At 68.0% G+C, this 17,790-nt stretch carries 15 protein-coding genes and 1 other RNA gene; 6 read left to right on the top strand and 10 right to left on the bottom strand.

Annotated features, from left to right (window positions below):
- Positions 1-154 precede the first annotated feature (154 nt).
- The 3 genes from OHA70_RS26145 (at position 155) to OHA70_RS26135 (ending at position 1,804) form a co-directional block, all read left to right on the top strand.
- Positions 155-523: a DUF952 domain-containing protein gene (locus OHA70_RS26145; RefSeq protein ID WP_328322123.1), complete on the top strand. Its 369-nt coding sequence runs from the start codon at positions 155-157 to the stop codon at positions 521-523.
- An 8-nt stretch (positions 524-531) separates the two neighbouring features.
- Positions 532-935: RNase P RNA component class A (gene rnpB, locus OHA70_RS26140), an RNA gene on the top strand.
- 26 nt (positions 936-961) lie between these two features.
- Entirely contained in the window at positions 962-1,804 is an 843-nt protein-coding gene (locus tag OHA70_RS26135) for a 1-aminocyclopropane-1-carboxylate deaminase/D-cysteine desulfhydrase (protein WP_328322121.1), read from the top strand.
- On the opposite strand, the gene OHA70_RS26130 is transcribed toward OHA70_RS26135, so the two are convergent.
- Complete coding sequence (locus OHA70_RS26130) at positions 1,801-2,481, bottom strand: DUF899 domain-containing protein (RefSeq protein ID WP_328322119.1); 681 nt, start codon at positions 2,479-2,481, stop codon at positions 1,801-1,803. The genes OHA70_RS26135 and OHA70_RS26130 overlap by 4 nt on opposite strands.
- 73 nt (positions 2,482-2,554) lie before the next feature.
- Complete coding sequence (locus OHA70_RS26125; protein ID WP_328322117.1) at positions 2,555-3,670, bottom strand: MFS transporter; 1,116 nt, start codon at positions 3,668-3,670, stop codon at positions 2,555-2,557.
- Between the two features lie 51 nt (positions 3,671-3,721).
- Between OHA70_RS26125 and OHA70_RS26120 the strand changes: the two genes are divergently transcribed.
- Positions 3,722-4,456 carry an AraC family transcriptional regulator gene (locus OHA70_RS26120; RefSeq protein WP_328322115.1) on the top strand — a complete coding sequence of 245 codons (735 nt, stop codon included), beginning with the start codon at positions 3,722-3,724 and terminating at the stop codon, positions 4,454-4,456.
- On the opposite strand, the gene OHA70_RS26115 is transcribed toward OHA70_RS26120, so the two are convergent.
- Positions 4,453-4,932: a GNAT family N-acetyltransferase gene (locus OHA70_RS26115; protein WP_328322113.1), complete on the bottom strand. Its 480-nt coding sequence runs from the start codon at positions 4,930-4,932 to the stop codon at positions 4,453-4,455. The genes OHA70_RS26120 and OHA70_RS26115 overlap by 4 nt on opposite strands.
- A 51-nt stretch (positions 4,933-4,983) precedes the next feature.
- On the opposite strand from OHA70_RS26115, the gene OHA70_RS26110 reads away from it, so the two are divergent.
- Positions 4,984-5,550, top strand: a complete 567-nt coding sequence (locus tag OHA70_RS26110; RefSeq protein WP_328322111.1) for a TetR/AcrR family transcriptional regulator — start codon at positions 4,984-4,986, stop codon at positions 5,548-5,550.
- Here the strand turns inward: OHA70_RS26110 and OHA70_RS26105 are convergent.
- The 6 genes from OHA70_RS26105 to OHA70_RS26080 all read right to left on the bottom strand — a co-directional run bounded on the left by OHA70_RS26105 (position 5,539) and on the right by OHA70_RS26080 (position 15,831).
- Entirely contained in the window at positions 5,539-6,975 is a 1,437-nt protein-coding gene (locus OHA70_RS26105; protein ID WP_328322109.1) for an RNB domain-containing ribonuclease, read from the bottom strand. The two genes, OHA70_RS26110 and OHA70_RS26105, sit on opposite strands and share 12 nt — an antisense overlap.
- Before the next feature lie 220 nt (positions 6,976-7,195).
- Complete coding sequence (locus OHA70_RS26100) at positions 7,196-8,341, bottom strand: bifunctional RNase H/acid phosphatase (RefSeq protein ID WP_328322107.1); 1,146 nt, start codon at positions 8,339-8,341, stop codon at positions 7,196-7,198.
- Positions 8,338-9,063: a zinc ribbon domain-containing protein gene (locus OHA70_RS26095; protein WP_328322105.1), complete on the bottom strand. Its 726-nt coding sequence runs from the start codon at positions 9,061-9,063 to the stop codon at positions 8,338-8,340. The genes OHA70_RS26100 and OHA70_RS26095 overlap by 4 nt, the downstream gene beginning before the upstream one ends.
- A 61-nt stretch (positions 9,064-9,124) precedes the next feature.
- On the bottom strand, positions 9,125-10,258 hold the full coding sequence (locus tag OHA70_RS26090) for a Nif3-like dinuclear metal center hexameric protein (protein WP_328322103.1): 1,134 nt from the start codon (positions 10,256-10,258) through the stop codon (positions 9,125-9,127).
- A 642-nt stretch (positions 10,259-10,900) separates the two neighbouring features.
- Positions 10,901-13,342 carry a DUF222 domain-containing protein gene (locus OHA70_RS26085; RefSeq protein ID WP_328322101.1) on the bottom strand — a complete coding sequence of 814 codons (2,442 nt, stop codon included), beginning with the start codon at positions 13,340-13,342 and terminating at the stop codon, positions 10,901-10,903.
- A gap of 827 nt (positions 13,343-14,169) precedes the next feature.
- Positions 14,170-15,831: a glycoside hydrolase family 13 protein gene (locus tag OHA70_RS26080; protein ID WP_328322099.1), complete on the bottom strand. Its 1,662-nt coding sequence runs from the start codon at positions 15,829-15,831 to the stop codon at positions 14,170-14,172.
- 86 nt (positions 15,832-15,917) lie between these two features.
- Between OHA70_RS26080 and OHA70_RS26075 the strand changes: the two genes are divergently transcribed.
- Positions 15,918-17,114: an ROK family protein gene (locus tag OHA70_RS26075; protein ID WP_328322097.1), complete on the top strand. Its 1,197-nt coding sequence runs from the start codon at positions 15,918-15,920 to the stop codon at positions 17,112-17,114.
- Between the two features lie 103 nt (positions 17,115-17,217).
- On the opposite strand, the gene OHA70_RS26070 is transcribed toward OHA70_RS26075, so the two are convergent.
- Entirely contained in the window at positions 17,218-17,790 is a 573-nt protein-coding gene (locus OHA70_RS26070; RefSeq protein WP_328322095.1) for a GNAT family N-acetyltransferase, read from the bottom strand.

Below are 17,790 nucleotides of genomic sequence, written 5' to 3'. Positions count from 1 at the left end.
GAGATGGAGCGGACTGGTGACCTGGGGGCGGAGAGGATCACCAGTAGACATCGGATCTTTCTGTGCTCACGCTGTGCTGTCAAGGGGCTACTGGTTCCGGAACCACTCGCGCCGCTCCCGGCCCGCGCGGCGCCGCACCGATAATCTCGGGCGCATGGCTCTGATCCTGCATTTGGCCTTCGTCGCGGAGTGGGAAGCGGCCCGCGCGGCCGGCAGCTACCGGATCTCCACCCGGGGCAAGTCGCTCGACGACGGCGCGCCGTTCATCCACTGCTCCCGCCCGGACCAGGTCGCGATGGTCGCGAACTCCTTCTACGCCGATGTGACCGAGCCGCTCTGCCTGCTCGTCATCGACACCTCGCTGCTGGTGTCGGCCCTGTGCGACGAGGATCTGGACGCGATCGGCATCTCGTTCCCGCACCTGTACGGTCCGCTGAACCTGGACGCCGTCGTCGAGGTCCGCCCGTACGAGCGGGCCGCCGACGGCCGATGGCCGGAAGTGGGCGCGCAGGCCCTATCCTGAGGGTGGAAGGGGCTGATCGGGCGATCGCGTCGTTCGCCGGCAACGGTGGGCGCCGAGGAAAGTCCGGACTCCACAGGGCAACGTGGTGGGTAACGCCCACCCGGGGCAACCCGCGGGACAGTGCCACAGAGAACAGACCGCCAGCGGCCTGGATGGACCCCGTGGTTCATCGAGGTGCGGGTGAGGGTGAAACGGTGGTGTAAGAGACCACCAGCTCCGCAGGCGACTGCGGAGGCTAGGTAAACCCCACGTGGAGCAAGGCCAAGAAGGGCGATGGGCAACCGTCGTCCGCGTGAGCGTTCGAGGGCTGCCCGCCCGAGCTCACGGGTAGGCTGCTAGAGGTGCCCGGCAACGGTCACCGTAGATAGATGGTCGCCGATTACAGGATCCGGCTTACAGATCAGCCCCTTCCGCTTCACCCGTGCCAAGCTTGGACGCGTGCTCGACGTCCAGCTGCCCTCACCGCTCTCCGAGCTGCACGACGACCGGCTGGCTTGCGCCGGTGTCCGGGTGCTGCTGAAGCGGGACGATCTCGTGCATCCCGAGATCCCGGGCAACAAGTGGCGCAAGCTGAAATACAACCTGCCTGCTGCTCTCGAAGCCGGCACCTTGCTCACCTTCGGCGGCGCGTACTCGAACCACCTCCGCGCTGTCGCCGCGGCGGGCCGTCACTACGGCTTCAACACCATCGGCGTGGTCCGCGGCGAGGAACACCTCCCGCTCAACCCGTCGCTGTCCGCCGCCGTCGCCAACGGGATGCGACTCACGTACCTCGACCGAGCGACGTACCGGCTGAAGACGTCCTCTCCTGTTCTAAGTCGCCTGCATCAAGAGTTCGGCGACTTCTACCTAGTGCCGGAGGGCGGCAGCAATCCGGCCGCCGTCCGCGGCTGCGCTGAACTGGCCGCCGAACTCACCACCCCTGTCGACGCACTCTTCTGCGCCGTCGGCACCGGTGGCACTCTCGCGGGTCTCGCCGCAGGTCCCCACCCCACCATCGGCGTACCGGTCCTGAAGGCACCTCTGGAAGACGACGTCGTCGCTCTCCAGCACGCAACCTTCGGCGAGCGCGTCGGCAACTGGCGCCTGCTCGACGGCTACCACTTCGGCGGCTACGCCAAGCGGACGCCGATCCTGACCTCGTTCATCGACGACTTCAAGGCCCGGCACGGCCTCCTGCTCGACTGGATCTACGAAGCCAAGATGATGTACGCCCTCTTCGACCAGGTCCACCGACGCGCTTTCCCGCCCGGCACAACGATCGTGGCGCTGATCAACTAGGTCCCTTGCCGCCCGAGAGCGGTCAGGTCGATGACGTTGGTCGTGAATCCCATCGAGTCACAGCCACGCCCGTATGTCGAATAGGTGTGGTGCACGTCGTCCTCCACCCGCAGGAAGCAACTCAGACCGTGCAGGTCGAACGGCTGCTCACCTTGGACCAGACCGCCGGTCGGCAACGCATCCCACTCCGCCTTGGTGCGGTAGTTGTAGGACAGCGGGACGACGGACTCGTCCAGCGTCACGTGGTAGTCGTAATTGAAGGTGCTGCCCGCTGACGAGTACCAGGGAAAGGTCCACCCCTTCCGCTCCTTGTAGGCCGCGAGCTTCTCGTACGGCGCCCTCGACACCGCGACAAATGTGGTCGTCAACTCGTGCAGTCCCTTCAACTGCCCGATGTCCTCGGCGAACCAGGTGCAGTTCGGGCAGCCTTCGTCCCAGTCGGGCTGGAACATGAAGTGGTAGACGGCCAACTGCTGCCGGCCCTCGAACAGATCGATCATCCGTACCTCACCAGCCGGGCCTTCGAAGACGTAGTCCTCGTCGACCTTCACCATCGGCAAGAGGCGGCGCTTCGCGTTCAGCTCGTCCCGGCGCTTGGTGAACTCCTTCTCATCAGCCAACAGCTGCTTTCGCGCCACCAGCCATTCGTCCCGCGACACGATCTCGGGCAGTTCCATCTGCACAACTCCTCTTGGTGAGCCGACCTCGCACCGGTACGTCGGAGCCGCGCTTGCGGGCTCGACATGCGGCTCAGGTGGGTTCGGCGAGGCGTCGAGTGAGGAGGACGGCAAGGGCGGGCAGGACGGCTAGGCAAGCCAGGACCAGTTGGAGTGAGGTGGCTTTGGCGGCCGCTGCCAACGCAGGGGCGAGCACGCCGCCTGCGCTGACCGCCAGGCCGAGGGTGACGCCGCTGGCTGTGCCGACTCGGGTCGGGAGGTAGTCCTGGCCGAGGGTGATGTGGAGGGAGAAGGGGACGTACAGGGCCACGGCGCTCACGGCTACGAAGACGAAGAGGGCGGCTGTCGGGACGAGGGCGACTCCGGCCAGGGCGAGCGCAGCGACGGCGTACGACCAGCGCATGGTGACTAGTCGGCCGTCGCGGGTGGCTAGGCGGCCGCCGAGGAGAGTGCCGATCACTCCCCCGCCGAACAGCACGAAGAGAGTCGTCGCACTGGCTCCGGTGCTGAGGTGGAGTCGCTGGCCGACGTACAGGCCGAGGAAGGTGCTCAGGCCGACGTACGTGATCGAGCGCAGGACGATGATCGCCGTCAGCGTGCGGAAGGCCGGCCAGTCGTCCACCCCTCGCAGTTCGCGAGGTCGCAGGCGGGCCGCGCCACCCGATCGCAGCAAAGGGACCGTGATCGCCGCGCCCACTACGGCCGGGATCAGGAGGAGTGGCGTTGCCGTCAGGCCGGAGTACGCGAGAAGTGGACCGGCGGCGGGTGCGACCGCGAAGCCGAGGTTGCCGCCGAGGGAGAACCAGCTCATCCCGACGTGGCTGCCACCTGTCACCGACCGCGCGGTGCGGGCGGCCTGTGGGTGGTACGCGGCGACGCCGATGCCCGTCAGGCCGATCGCCGCGAGCGCGAACGGGTACGACGAGGAGACGCCGATCAGCGCGACGCCCAGACCGGCCGTGATCATGCTCGCGGGGATCAGCCACGGCATCGACCAGCGATCGGCCAGCAGGCCGAAGACCGGCTGGACCACCGAGGAGAGCAGCGTCGCGGCGAGGACGAACCCGGAGACGGCCAGGTAGTCGTAGCCGCGCTCGGCGACCAGGAACGGTAGGAGCACGGGGACGATTCCCTGGTACAGGTCGACGCTGCCGTGGCCGGCGGACAACAAGGCGGTATTTCGCTTCACACCTTCCAGCCTGGCTGGCCTCCGACTGACCGGCTTCCGATAATCTGACAGATGATGTCGATTCCCCGCCACGCTCCGATCGCGCCGACCGCGCTCCGCAGGCCCGCCTCCGGCGCGGGCATCGACGCGCACCGGCATGACGATCACCAGATCGCGTACGCCGCTAGTGGTGTGCTCTCGGTGACTACCGATCGCGGACATTGGATCGCGCCCGCGACCCGGGCGATCTGGGTGCCGGCCGGGACCGTCCACGAGCATCGCGCGTACGGTCCGACCGACCTGCATCTGGTCGGGCTGCCCATCAATCCGGTCGGGCTGGACGCGCCCGCAGTACTGGCCGTCGGGCCGCTGTTGCGCGAGCTGATCATCGCTTACACGGCCGATCCCGCGGACACCAGCGACGCGCGCCGACGCCTCCGCAGCGTACTGGTCGATCAACTCGAGCTGTCACCACAGCAACCAATCCGGTTGCCTGTAGCAACGGATCCCCGGCTCGCCGCGGTCTGCGCGATCCTGTACGCCGACCCCGCCGACGGCCGCGCACTTTCCCAGCTCGGTCATGCGGTGGGAGCCGCCGAGCGGACGCTCTCTCGTCTGTTCCGGCAGGAGTTTGCGATGACGTTCCCGCAATGGCGCACGCAACTCCGCCTGCACCACGCCCTGATCCTGCTGGCCGACGGCGAACCGGTCACCACTGTCGCGTACCGCTGTGGCTGGTCCAGCCCGAGTGCCTTTATCGACGTCTTCCGCCGGACCTTCGGGCAGACGCCGGGCAAGCAGTTCTAGAGGTCGAGTTCGTACGTCTGGCTCAGCAGTCCCTCGCCGAAGAGATCGTGCGGCTCCTCGCCGGTCAGCCTGAAGCCGCGGGCCAGGTAGATGTTGCGAGCGGCAACCAACGGGTCGTTCGTCCAGAGCACCATCCGCTTGTAGCCACGCTCGCGAGCGAAGGCCATGCAGGTATCGACGAGCCGGGCGCCGAGACCCTGGCCACGGCTCGACGGGTGGAGCAGCAACAGTCGCAGCTTGGCGGTCGCTTCGTCCGGGCCTCGTACGCAGAAGACACTGCCCATCCGCTCACCGTCCCGCTCGGCGATCCAGGCCGCCTCCCGGTCCGGGTCGAAGTTCTTGCCGAAGTCGGCGACGATCTGCGCCACCAGCGCCTCGTACTCCATCCCCCAGCCGTACTCCGCGGCGTACAGCTCGCCATGCGCCTGCACCACCCAGCCGAGATCCCCCGGCCGATCCGCCCGCCTGATCTCCATCTGCCACCTCGATCTACTGACACGAGTGTTTCAGTAGGAGATACTAGTGCGGTGACGACCACGAAGCCAACCCCTTCCGCCCGGGAGACGGAACTGCTGGAGCGCGCCTACGCGTACTCCCTCACCCACGGGCTGGCCGACCTCTCGCTCCGCCCACTAGCGACCGCGATCGGCTCGAGCCCCCGGGTGTTGCTGTTCCTTTTCGGCAGTAAAGACGGTCTGATCCGTGCCCTCCTGGCGCGCGCCCGCAGCGACGAACTAGAACTCCTGCACCAAATCACCAGCCAGTACTCCGAACCGCCCGGCCTGGACGTAGTAGCCCGAGAACTCTGGACCTGGCTGGCCGCCGAGGAACGCCGCCCCCTGATGAAACTCTGGGTAGAGGCCTACGGCCGCTCCCTGGTATCCCCCGACGGCCCCTGGTCCGACTTCGCCCGCTCCACCGTCGAGGACTGGCTAGCCCTCTTCAAATCCGTCCAACCCGGCAAAGACAGCAAGGCCGCGCAGGCCCGGCGTACCGAAGTACTGGCGGTCCTACGCGGCGGGTTGCTCGACCTACTCGCTACCGGCGATACCACTCGGGTGACAGCAGCGGTGATCGCTCAACTAGGGCGCTAGCTCAAAGGCGACTGTGCGCTTGGTGATGTCGGCTTCGGTGAGCTTGACTCGGACTGGCTGGCCTAGGGGTAGGGCGGCTGTGCCGGTGACTCGGCCTTCGATCGCCAGGGTGGAGAGGGCGACTATGCCGCGGGTGGGTTCGCGGTCGTCGACGTCGGTGATGACGCCGTCGTAGGTTGAGCCGACGTGATCGGCGACCAGGCCGGCCTCGACCATGCTGACGATCGAGCGTTCGTAGGCGTGCGCCTTGCGGTCGCAGTCCTCCATGATCTTGGGGATCTCGTCCATCGACTCGCGCACCCAGGCCGGTACTTCGGCATCGGCGCACAACGCCACGCAGATCTCACTCGTCCAGCGGTCGACCAGCCGGCGCAGCGGCGCGGTGACATGGGCGTACTCCGACTTCATCGCGGCGTGCTCCGGTTGCTCCGGAACCCCACCGGAGAAGGACGTGTAGCCGGCGCCACGGAAAAGTACGGTGCAGGCCGCGAGCATCGCCGCGTGCGCGGGCACCTTGGGATCGAGGCCGTGAATGAAGGCGGCGTACGACGTGCCGACGGGCCACGGGATGTTGAGCGCCTTCGCCGTGTTCTCCAGCTTGCGCCGGAGGTCGTCGTGCGACTCGGGCAGTGTGCGGAGGATGCCGATCTCGCCGTACATCATCAGGTGCGCGGCAGCCATCCCGGTGAGCAAGGAGATCTGCGCGTTCCAGCCCTCGACCGGCAGCGGAGCGCGGAACTCCAGCGACCACTCGCCGTTGGCGGTGACGACCTCCTGGTCCGGGATGGGCAGGTTGACGCCGCCGCGCTCGAGTTCGCGCTGCTCGCGCAGCTTACCGACCTCACGTAGCAACTGCAGCGACTCTGAGGCGGTACCGGCATCGAGGTCCTTCTGCACGCCGGCGTAGTTGAGCTTGGCGCGCGACTTCACCAACGCCCGCTGGCACTTCACGTCGGTACCTTCGCCGGATGCGTCAACCGTGATGGTCCACAGGATCGCCGGCCGAACCTGGTCGGCGAGCAACGAGGCCGCGCCCTCGGAAAGTTCCGGCGGGTGCAGCGGCGTGCGCTTGTCGGGCGCGTAGAGCGTCTCGCCGCGTTTGCGCGCCTCGACGTCGATCGGATCCCCTGCCTGGACGAACGCGGCGACGTCAGCGATCGCGTAGTGCACCGTGTAGCCGGCGCCCGCGCGCTCGATGTGCACGGCCTGGTCGAGGTCCATCGAGTCCGGCGGATCGATGGTGACGAACTCGATCTCGGTCCGGTCCAGCTCCGGCAGCCGTGGATTGGCCGCCGCGGCCAGCGCCGCTTCGACGACCGCCGGCGGAAACTCCGCCGGCACCTCGAGCTCCCGCCGGATCGCCTGCAACGAGGTCCGGAAGACCTCCGGAACCTCTTCGGCGAAATGCACCCTTTGCAACGGCACGCGACCACTCCGTCCATCCGCCAGGCACCCCGTCGTGCCCTGGCTCTGAGGTCAGACTAGTGCGTTGACCGGTGTTGAGGTGCGTAGCTCCGGTGTCCAGGCTGGTGGATCGCAAGGCGGAGGGCGGGGCTCGATGCGGTGTTCATCGTGCCCCGCCCTCCAACGCAGCGAGGCGCCTGCCTGGGCGCCGGAGATGCGTGCCTCGGCGCCGGTCAGCGCACTACTGTGCGGGTTGGACGTTGAAGGACTTAAGTGAGGCGAGACCGTCGGCGTACCAGTGGATTTCGGTCAGCGTGGCGGGGGCGAGCTCCATCCGGAAGAGGGAGTTCATCGGGGCCTGGAGCACCGAGCGGACCATCAGCTTGATCGGGGTCACGTGGGTCACCACGAGGACGGTCTTGCCGGGGTACGCCGCGAGCACGCCGTCGCGCGCGGACCGTGCGCGTCGGGCGCAGGCGTCGAAGGACTCGCCACCAGGCGGGGCAACCGTGGTCGATCCCATCCACTCATTGAGGGCCTCCGGCCACTTCTGCTGGACCTCGGCGAAGGTGTGCCCGTCCCAGTCACCGAACGAGCACTCCACCCAGCCCTTCTCGACCTTCACATCGAGCCCGAGCGTCTCCGCCACGGCAGCAGCCGTCTGCTTCGTCCGTACCATCGGGGAACTGACGATCGCGTCGATGCCGCCCCGCCTTGCCAGGTACTGCGCGGCCGCAACCGCCTGCTGCTCGCCAAGCTCACTCAACGCCGGATCATCCCCACCGGACCCCGAGAACCGCTTGTCGACAGTGTGCGGCGTCTGCCCGTGCCGCAGAAAGATCAGCTGGGTCGGCGGCTCGGTCTGCGCACCCCAACCCTGCATGGCCTTCTGCTGATCCGAAGGCTCAGCCGGTACTACGGATTGCGCGGCCGACCCACCAGCCGCCGGCCCTTCAGTAGGGCGGAGCGGTACCGGCTTGCCATCGAGCGCCATGTTGGCGAGCGCGTCGGCGGCCGCGTTCTGGGCGCGCGGCACCCAAGTCCACTCGGTCCCGAACGGCGCGAGCCCCTGCGCCTTGATCGCGAGCGGCTTCATGTCCGGGTGCTTGATCTTCCAGCGGCCGGCCATCTGCTCGATGACCAGCTTGGAGTCCATCCGGACCTCGATCGACGCGTCCGGCGCATACTCCCGGGCCAGCTCCAGCCCGGCGATCAGCCCGCTGTACTCCGCGACGTTGTTGGTCGCGATCCCGATCGTGACGCCGGCCTGGGCGATCACCGCACCGGTCTCCGGGTCACGCACCAGCGCGCCGTACGACGCAGGCCCCGGGTTGCCCCGGGAGCCGCCGTCGGCCTCGACGATGACGTGCGACGGGCCACTGCTCACAGGGTGCTCTCCGAGGTCCGTACCAGGATCCGGCCACACTCCTCGTGGTGCAGGACGAGATCGGCCGCGGCGGCCTTGATCGCGCCCAGGTCCGAGGGCGCCAGCTCCATCCGGCAGCCCATGCAGCGCTTGCCGACCAGCGGCGCGGCGCCGATGCCGCCGTTGCGCTCGCGCAGCTTCTGGTAGTTCGCGACCAGCGCGTCCGGCAGCTCGGCGATCACCTTGGCGCGCTCCTCGCCGACCTTCGCGCGCTGCTCGTCGAGCTCCTTCAGCGCGGCGTCGCGGGTCGCCTCCAGCTCGGACTGCCGGCCGGCGAACGCGTCCGCGCGGCCCTGCAGGTCGGCCTGGACCACCTCAGCGGCCTCCAGCTTCTCCATCACCTCGAGCTCGGCGTCCTCCAGGTCGGAGATCCGGCGGTCGAGCGAGCCGATCTCGTGCTGCAGGTTCTCCAGGTCGCGCGGCGAGGTGACCTGACCGGAATCCATCCGCTGCTGGTTGCGGGCCTTGCGCTGGCGGACCTGGTCGACATCGCTGTCGGCCTTCTTCTGCTCGCGCTTGAGGTCGCTGACCTCGGTGTCGGCGCTGACGAGTTCGCGGTCGACCCCCGACTTCTCCGTCGCCAGCTCGGCCAGCGCGGCGTGCTCGGGCAAGGACTTGCGCTTGTGCGCGACCTGATCCAGCTGCAGGTCGAGGTCCTGCAGATCCAGCAACCGGCGTTGCACGGCGGGCTCGGCGTTCAGGGTCGGCTCCTTAGATCGCGTTCAGTTGTCAGCCATGCACCGCTCAGAGCCTGAAGGTCCACGCATCGGTACACAGCGTCGAGATGTGAGTGTCCACGGTACTGCCCTGCTCTGCCAAGCCCGCGATCAGGAGTCGCTCCGCGTCTTTGAGCCACGGCCATTCGCTGGCCCAGTGGGCGACATCGACCAGCGCGGGGCCCTCGTCGTACGCGCGAGCCTCGGTCGCCGGGTGGTGCCGGAGGTCGGCGGTGACGTAGGCGTCGACCCCGGCCGCCCGGACCCGGTCGAACTCCGAGTCGCCGGCTCCCCCGACCACGGCGACCGTCTCGATCAACCGCTCCGGATCACCTGACACCCGTACGCCGTGCTCCGTCCGCGGCAACCGCTCGGCGACGAGCTCGGCGAATTGCTTGAGGGACAGAGGCTCAGCCAGTACGCCGACCCGCCCGCCGCCTCGCGTGCTCGGAAGCGCCGCCATCTCGTACAGGTCGAACGCAGGCTCCTCGTAGGAGTGCGCCGCCCGCAAGGCCTCCACGACTGCCCGTCGCCGCCCCCGCGGAAGCACCATCTCGACCCGATCCTCAGCCACCCGCTCGATCTCCCCAACCCGCCCGATCGCCGGGTCGGCCCCTTCCAGCGGCCGGAACGTACCTTCCCCAGCAGCACTCCACGCGGCCCGCTCGTACGACCCGACCCGCCCGGCGCCCGCCACCCCCAACGCATCGATCATCGCCTGCGTCTCCCCCACCGGCACGTAAACGACAACCTTGTCCATCGGCTCGCCCGGCATCGCCTTCAACGGCTGGGTCTCGGTGAGCGTAAGCGCCGCGGCCAACGCGTCGCTGACTCCCGGGTTCGCGTTGTCCGCATTGGTGTGGCAGACGTGCAACGCAGTACCGCTCCGAATCAGGTCGTGAATCACCCGCCCCTTGGGCGTCGTCGCCGCAACACTGCTGACCCCTTTGAGCAGCAACGGGTGGTGCGTCACCAGCAGATCGAAGTCCCCGCTGATGGCCTCGTCGACCACCTCGCGCATTGGATCCACCGCAAACAACACCCGCCGCACCGGCTGCTCCGGATCCCCCGTCACCAGCCCGACGGCATCCCAACTCTCAGCCCACGCCGGGTCGTACAACCGATCCAGAACCTTGAGCACATCAGCAAGCGTCGCATCCACAGCCCTATCCTGCCGCACCCCTCACGGCTAGCGAGCGAGGTACCTGCGAACGTCCCCGGCCACCGAGCCACGCACCTTCTCACCGGTCAGGCGACCACACGACGACCGCGACCACGAGTAGCCGCTCATCCCCGCCCACAAGAAGGCGCCGCCCCCAGCCGACCCGCCCACCCCCGACCACCCCCATCGACCCGCCGATCGCCAATCAGCCCCGTCGACCCGCCCGTCGCCGACCATCCCCGTCGACCTGCCCATCACCGACCAGCCACCCGACCGGTCATCCACAGCCCACTGGCGTCCTCACCCCATCCGCGGGCCCGCAGGCCGCGGAGGCCAGCCGAGACCAGGCACAGGCGGACCTGACCGGCTGGAAGGCACAACGACCAGCGCCACAGCAACAGCGACCAGCCACGAGTGACCAGCGACCAGCGACACGGACCCGCTCGGGCACCTGAGCATGACCCGCGGAGACCAACCGAGAGCGGAGGCCAAAAGCCGTACCCCTCAAGCAAGAACGAGCCAGACTCCCGCCAAGCAAGAACGAGCCGGACTCCCCTCACAGAAACAAGCCAGACTCCCCTTGAGCAGAGTGGTGCACGACGAACGGCAGCCAGCTTTGTGGCGTTCAGCTACCTGCCTGTATCACGCACTGTCGGCCCAGGGATCGACGTCGGCCGCCTCGTCGGGCGTGGCCCAAGAATCTTCGTCGACCCACGCAAGTCCACCCCCGGAAGTGTCTGCCGGCGCGGGTACACCGGGAGGTATCACCGCACCGACGGGCCCGTCACCCCAAGTATCGAGAGCCGCAGCCTCCTCCGGATTACTCCAAGGCGCGCCGCCCACCCGAGACCGGCCCCGAGTGGATCCGCTCGTCGGTCCAGGCATCGCTGGTAAACCCGCGTCTACTGAGTTGTCACCCCAGGGGTCTAGCTCGGCCGCCTCCTCGGCGGAGATCCAAGCAGCATCGTCGTTGTAGGGCCAGTTCAATCTCGCTGCTACACCAGGACCCGAAGCCGCTGCAGGCCGAGCAGGCGGAGCAGGCCGAGTGGGCGGAGCGGGGATGGTTGCAGACTTGGTATCGGTACTCCCATCCGCCACCGCAAGATCTGCGCCCGCAGCGGTCGGAACAGGCCAGGAGTCAGCGCCCGTCGTCGCGACTGGCGGCCAAGAGTCAGCTTCCACGGACGCGGCGCCCTCCGCGGTGGCCTCTGAGGGCCATGGGTCAGCGGCCTCCGACACGGGTGGCGGCCAGCGATCAGTGTCCGCCGACGCGGGTCCCTCGGCGGCGGCCTCTGAAGGCCAGGGCTCAGCGTCCGCCGACACGGATCCCTCGGCGGCAGTCCGTGCAGGCCAGGGGGCAGCGGCAGTCTTCGCGGGTGGCGGCCAGGGCTCAGCGTTTGGCGACGCGGATCTCTCGGCGGTGGCCTCTGAAGGCCAGGGGTCAGCATCTGCCGACGTGGGTGCGGGTGTAGCAGGTGGTCCACCCGTGGCGGTCGGCGCAGGCCAGGGGTCAGCGGCCGCCGACGCTCGTGGCGGCCGGGGCTCAGCGTCAGCCGGCGCGGATCCCTCGGCGGTGGCCTCTGAAGGCCAGGGGTCAGCATCTGCCGACGTGGGTGCGGGTGTAGCAGGTGGTCCACCCGTGGCGGTCGGCGCAGGCCAGGGGTCAGCGGCCGCCGACGCTCGTGGCGGCCGGGGCTCAGCGTCAGCCGGCGCGGATCCCTCGGCGGTGGCCTCTGAAGGCCAGGGGTCAGCATCTGCCGACGTGGGTGTGGGTGTGGGTGTGGGTGTGGCAGGTGGTGCGGCCGTGCCGGTTGACTGTGGCCAGGGGGTAGTGGCCGTCGTCGCGGGTGCGGTGGCGGGAGTACTGCTGGACGAGTCGAGTCTTCGCCCGGTGTCTGGTCGGGGTGGGTCGGCCCAGGTGGGGCGGGTGACCTGGACCTGGTTGTCGATGATGGTGATGGTCCAGTGGCCGTCGTGCAGCGAGGTGTGGTCGACCCGGCACAACAGCACCAGGTTCGCGAGGCTGGTGGCACCGCCGTCGGCCCAGCTGATCAGGTGGTGGGCGTCGCAGTAGATCGGTGGGGCGTGGCAGACGACGCAGCCCCGGTCGCGCTGGTTCAGGGCGTTACGCAGGCCGTCGGTGACATACCGCTTCTCCCGGCCAACATCCAACGGCTGACTATCCGAACCCAGAACCACCGGGATGATCCCGGCGTCGCAGGCGAGGCGGCGGATCGCCGACGCGGACAGGCCATCGCCGTAGGTCAGGTCACCGGTCGCCTGCTTCCCAGCATCGGTCAAGTCGTCCAGGTCGATGGTGACGGTGATGTGCGGCTTGACACCACCCCTAGCGGGCAGGTCACCGGAGGCCAGGGCGATGTCGAGGGCATCCACTAGTGCGTCGGCCTGGCGTTTGCCCCGCGACCGGGGATCCAGCTCGCCGTCTTCGGTTTTGTGGGGTTTGGCGCCGGTCTGCAGGACCGTCTGCAGTTTCTCGGCGTTCTCACCCGCGAGGTAGCCACCGAACTTCACCCCGTCCTCGGCTTTCGTCACCCACACTTCTTCACGCTGGCGGGCGGCGTCTTCGCGGGGTTCGGGGCCGTCGGTGTCGAGGATGTTGCGGACCTGCACCCCCATCGACTGCAACTCGTTCGGCTTCATGTGGCGCGCCGCCTGCACCATCTGTGCCGCAGCCGCGTCGAGTTCTTCGACCGGGACATTCGCCGACTTCGGGATCTGCTCCAAGGCCGACATGATGGCGCGTGCCTGGGCCAGGTTCAGCACTACGCCGTCCTCGGGGATCACGTTGCCCGGGGTGGGCAGCGCGGCGGCCACGGCCGGGTACTTGCGTAGGTCGACGGCTAGCTTCACGCGCCGGGTGGCGTCGGCCAGGTCGAGGCGGTACCGGTGGGCGAGTAGCCGGGGAAGGTCGTGCGCGCCGAGGGTCTTGGCGTACTTGTTCTGTTCCAACCGGTCCAAGATCTTGAGCTCGCGCGACTCCAGAGCGCCCAGTTTCGCGCGCGTGACATCGAGATCGGACAGCAGCTCGCTGTCGCTCATCGTCTCCACGTCACGATCGTCCATACCCCAAAGGCTAGACGAGGCCGCCGACAGTTTCGGGCCGGAATCCCCTTATCCACAACGTGAATTCCTCACCACTTCAAACCGACCGAACACCTGTAGGTTGAATGGGCCGATACACCGCAGCTCGGCGTAAGCGCCAGGCTTTGGCTGCTCGCCCGGCGACCAATCCACCCCAGGCCATGCAGTGCAAGTCGGCCACTCAGGCACGCAGCGCTCAGCCCGTACTGGCGAGGCTTGCCCGCATCTCCTGCAGGTAGGTGCCCTAGCCGCCGCTGACGAACCAGTACCCAGTTGACCCAACACCGGCCATCCCCCGGGCACGACTCAGCCTCGGCGGTGGTCGGATGTCCCGAGGCCCTTGCTCGCATCGCGAACCGAACAGCTACTACCGCACCTGTCGTTACCGAACCTGCCCACAACTAGCCCAGCACCACCTGCCACCCCGGCACCGCGTCAACCACAGCGCCAGCGGGGACCGTCCGTTGCTCTTAGCCCTTGCCCCTAGCTCTTGCCCCTAGCTCTTGCCCCTAGCTCTTGCCCTTACTGTCAGCACGGCGTCGTCACCCGCAGCACTCCGACCCCAGCTCCACCTGTCACCCCGGCACCGCGTCAACCACAGCGGCCGCGGGGACTGTCTCTTGCTCTCAGCTCTTGCCGGCAGCACCGCGACGTCTCTCGCAGCACCACGTCCCCAGCGCGCCCTCGCACCCTGGCACCGCGTGAGCCACAGCGGCGCAGGGACTGCCTGTCGCTCTTGACTGTCACTCTTGGTTGTTGCTTATGGCAACAGACCCTCCGTGTAAGTCGGAGGGTCTGTCGGGGGTGGGTTAGATGAGCCAGGCGGTGGTGTCGGTGGGGAGTTTGTCGCCGTCCAGGGGGGCGCTGGAGAGGACTACTGCGCCTTCGGGGAGTTCGATGGGGGCGGCGCCGAAGTTGGTTACTGATTGCCAGCCGCCGGGGCGGGTGAAGTGGAGGGACCATTCGACGCCGTCGATCCATTCGAGGCCGGCGGTGGTTTGCAGGCCTCGGCGGACGGCTAGGGCTTTGCGGTAGAGGCTGAGGGTTGAGGTTGGGTCGGACTCTTGGGCTTCTACCGAGTACGAGCCGAACCAGGCCGGCTGGAGTAGATGGGAGCCGCCGGAGCCGAAGCCGAAGGAGAGGCCGCCGATCGTCCAGGGCAGTGGGACCCGGCAGCCATCGCGGCCCTTCTCGGCGCCCTTGGAGCGGAAGTACGCCGGGTCCTGCAGGCTGGCGGCCGGTAGCTCGCCGACTTCCTGCAAGCCGAGTTCCTCACCTTGGTACAGGTACGCCGAACCCGGCAGCGCAAGCATGAGGAGGACAGCGGCCCTCGCCCGCCTCAACCCCTGCTCGACATCGACGGTCGGCTCGGTGCCGTTACTCAGTAGCCACGCTTTGCCGTCTTGCCACAAGCCCTCCGGATCGCGAGGCAGTCCGTAGCGGGTGGCGTGGCGGACTACGTCGTGGTTGGAGAAGACCCAGGTCGACGACGAGCCGTTCTCCTCGGCCAGGGCGAGGTTTTCTTCGATCACCTGGCGGAAGCGCCCGAAGTCCCAGTCCGCCTGCAGCAGATCGAAGTTGAACGCCTGCCCGAGCCCGTCGGCACTCGCATACCGTGCCCGCCGCGCAGCCGGTACGAACGCCTCCGCGACCGCCGACCGCGGCGGGTCGTAGGAGTTCAGCACCTTGCGCCACTCGCGGTAGATCTCGTGCACGCCCTCGCGATCCCACAACGGGTGCGCGCCAAGCGACTCCGACTGCCGAGGCAGAACAGACTTCGACGGCAGCGGCTCGGTCAGATCCTTGATCAGCGCATGCGCCACATCCACCCGGAACCCGTCCACCCCACGGTCCGACCAGAACCGCAGCGTGGTGAGGAAGTCGTCGCGAACCTCGGCGTTGTCCCAGTTGAGGTCGGGCTGCTCGGCCGCGAACAGATGCAGGTACCACTGCCCGTCCGGCGTCTGCGCCCAGGCCGATCCGCCGAAGACCGAGTCCCAGTCCGAAGGCGGCTCGGACCCGTCCACACCCGCGCCGTCGCGGAAGATGTACCGATCCCGGGCAGCGGAACCGGGACCGGACGCCAGTGCCTCCTGGAACCACGCGTGCAGGTTCGACGTGTGGTTAGGGACGATGTCGACGATCAGCTTGATCCCCGCCCCGTGCAGCGCAGCGACGAGGTCGTCGAAGTCGCTCAGCGTGCCGAGCCGCGGGTCGACGTCGCGGTAGTCGTCCACGTCGTACCCGCCGTCGGCGAGCGCGGACGGGTAGAACGGGCTCAGCCAGACCGCGTCGATGCCGAGCGAGGTCAGGTACGGGACGCGGCTGATGATGCCCGGCAGATCGCCGACGCCGTCGCCGTTGGAGTCGGCGAAACTCCGCGGGTAGATCTGGTACACGACCGCTTGCCGCCACCAGTCGGCATCGGTCGGGTCACCGGGTCGGATCACCTGGGTCTCGGTGCTGGTCAAGAGCGCCTCACTCTGGTTTATATAGACTCTAAATTTAGATTCTGCAGTATTGTGCGCGGGTACTCGCGAGGAGGTCAAGAGGGAATATGGCGAATACCGCCGCGGCCACGCCGCCGCTGCTGCGCAGGGTCAATGCCGGCAAGTTACTCGGCGTACTGTCCACAGCGGGCGTGATGACAGGTACCGGCCTGATCGAGGCCACCGGCCTGACCCGCGCCACCGTGCACGCGGTCTGCAACGACCTGATCGCGATGGGCTGGGTGGTCGAGCTCGACCCCGGTCACGACGCTCCCGGTACGCCGGTGGGCCGGCCCTCGCGCCGATTCGAGTTCAACAGCCAGGCCGGGTACGTGCTCGGTATCGACGTCGGCGCATCCAAGACCACGGTGCTGCTCTCCGACCTGCGGGGTGAGACCGTCGCCAAGACCGGTCGCTCGTTCCAGGCCGTGAAAACACCGGCCGAGCAGACCCAGGTCGTCAACGAGGCGATCCTGCAGGTGCTCAGCGAGGCCCGGGTGACCGACGCCGAGGTGCTCGCGGCCGGGGTCGGGGTCGCCGCGCCGGTCGATCGGGAGGGCAACATCCTGGTCGACGACGAGTTCTGGCGACGCTTCGACGCCGGGCTGACGACGCGGCTCACCGAGCTGCACGGCTGGCCGGTGCTGCTGGAGAACGATGCGAACCTGGCCGCGCTCGGCGAGCACTGGCGAGGTGAGGCCCGTGACGTCGACGATCTGGTCGTGCTCCTCGCGGGCGAGCGGTTCGGGTCCGGGCTGATGGACTCCGGGCGATTGCTGCACGGCAGTCGCGGCGGGGCTGGCGAAATGGTCTATCTCAAACTCGTCGAGGGCGTCGGAGATACGGCCGGTATCGCCCGGACGGCTCGCGAGCTAGGTACGAAGGCGGTCGCCGATCGCGCTGTGGAGACAAGCCTGCGGGGCAGCGCCCCAGTCACTGCGGAGTTGGTGTTCGCCGCGGCGGCCGATGGCGACAAGGTTGCCCTGAGCATCCTTCAGCACGTCGCCGGTCGTACCGCGCGGGTGGTTGCGACTTTGGCCATCCTCTTCAACCCCGAGCTGGTGGTTATCGGCGGCGCCGTCGCCACGGCAGCGAAAGCGTTGCTCCCAGAGATCGAGAAGCAACTCGCAACCTTCACCACTACCCCACCGCAGGTCGCAGTCTCGTCACTCGGCGACACGATCGTGTCGGTCGGCGCAGTCCGGCACGCTCTGAACTACGTCGAGCAACACGCGCTGGACCTCCAACTCAACTGCCGGGGCTAGGCACACAACTGGCGACCTCGGACACCAAGCGGTGACCTCGGACAAGAAATAACGTGTTCAAGGTCGCCAGATGGTGTTCAAGGTCGCCAGATGTGACTGGCGGCTAGGCCAGAGTCCAGCGGGGCTCCAGGGTGGGCGGTGGCGGGGTCCACTCGGGGCGGATCATGCTGTGCATTTTGGAGTCTCGCCAACCCGTGCGGATGAGGACTGTGCGGCGGAGGACGCCCTCGTAGGTCATGCCTATGCGCTTCAGCACCGCGGCTGAGGCAGAGTTGCGGGGGTCGCAGGTGGCTTCGATGCGTTCCAGCTGGCGGTCCTCGAAACCGAAGTGCAGGAGGATGCGGGCGATCTCGCTGGCGACGCCCTGGCCCCAGTGGTCGGGATGGACGGCGTAGCTGATCTCGCCGCGTTTCCAGACGGCCTGGCGGATGTTCAGCTCGCCGATGCCGAGCACACCCGTCACCGGATGGGTGGCGCCCCAGGCGTATCGGGTACGCGGTTCCACCTGGGCGGACGCGATCGCGGCCGCGACGAAGGCCTCCGTCTCCGCCTCCGTGTTCGGACCCCACGGCTGGTACCGGACCGACTCCTCCAGCGAGGCCCACTCGTGAATCCGTGGCCAGTCGCCCTGCTGGAGGGGCCGGAGCGTGATCTTCGACAGGTCGAGAGCGTTCAC

The sequence above is a fragment of the Kribbella sp. NBC_00382 genome (assembly GCF_036067295.1).
Taxonomy (GTDB): domain Bacteria; phylum Actinomycetota; class Actinomycetes; order Propionibacteriales; family Kribbellaceae; genus Kribbella.
The sequence above is the reverse complement of the archived record's forward strand: the minus strand, read 5'-3'. Positions and strand labels throughout refer to the sequence as shown.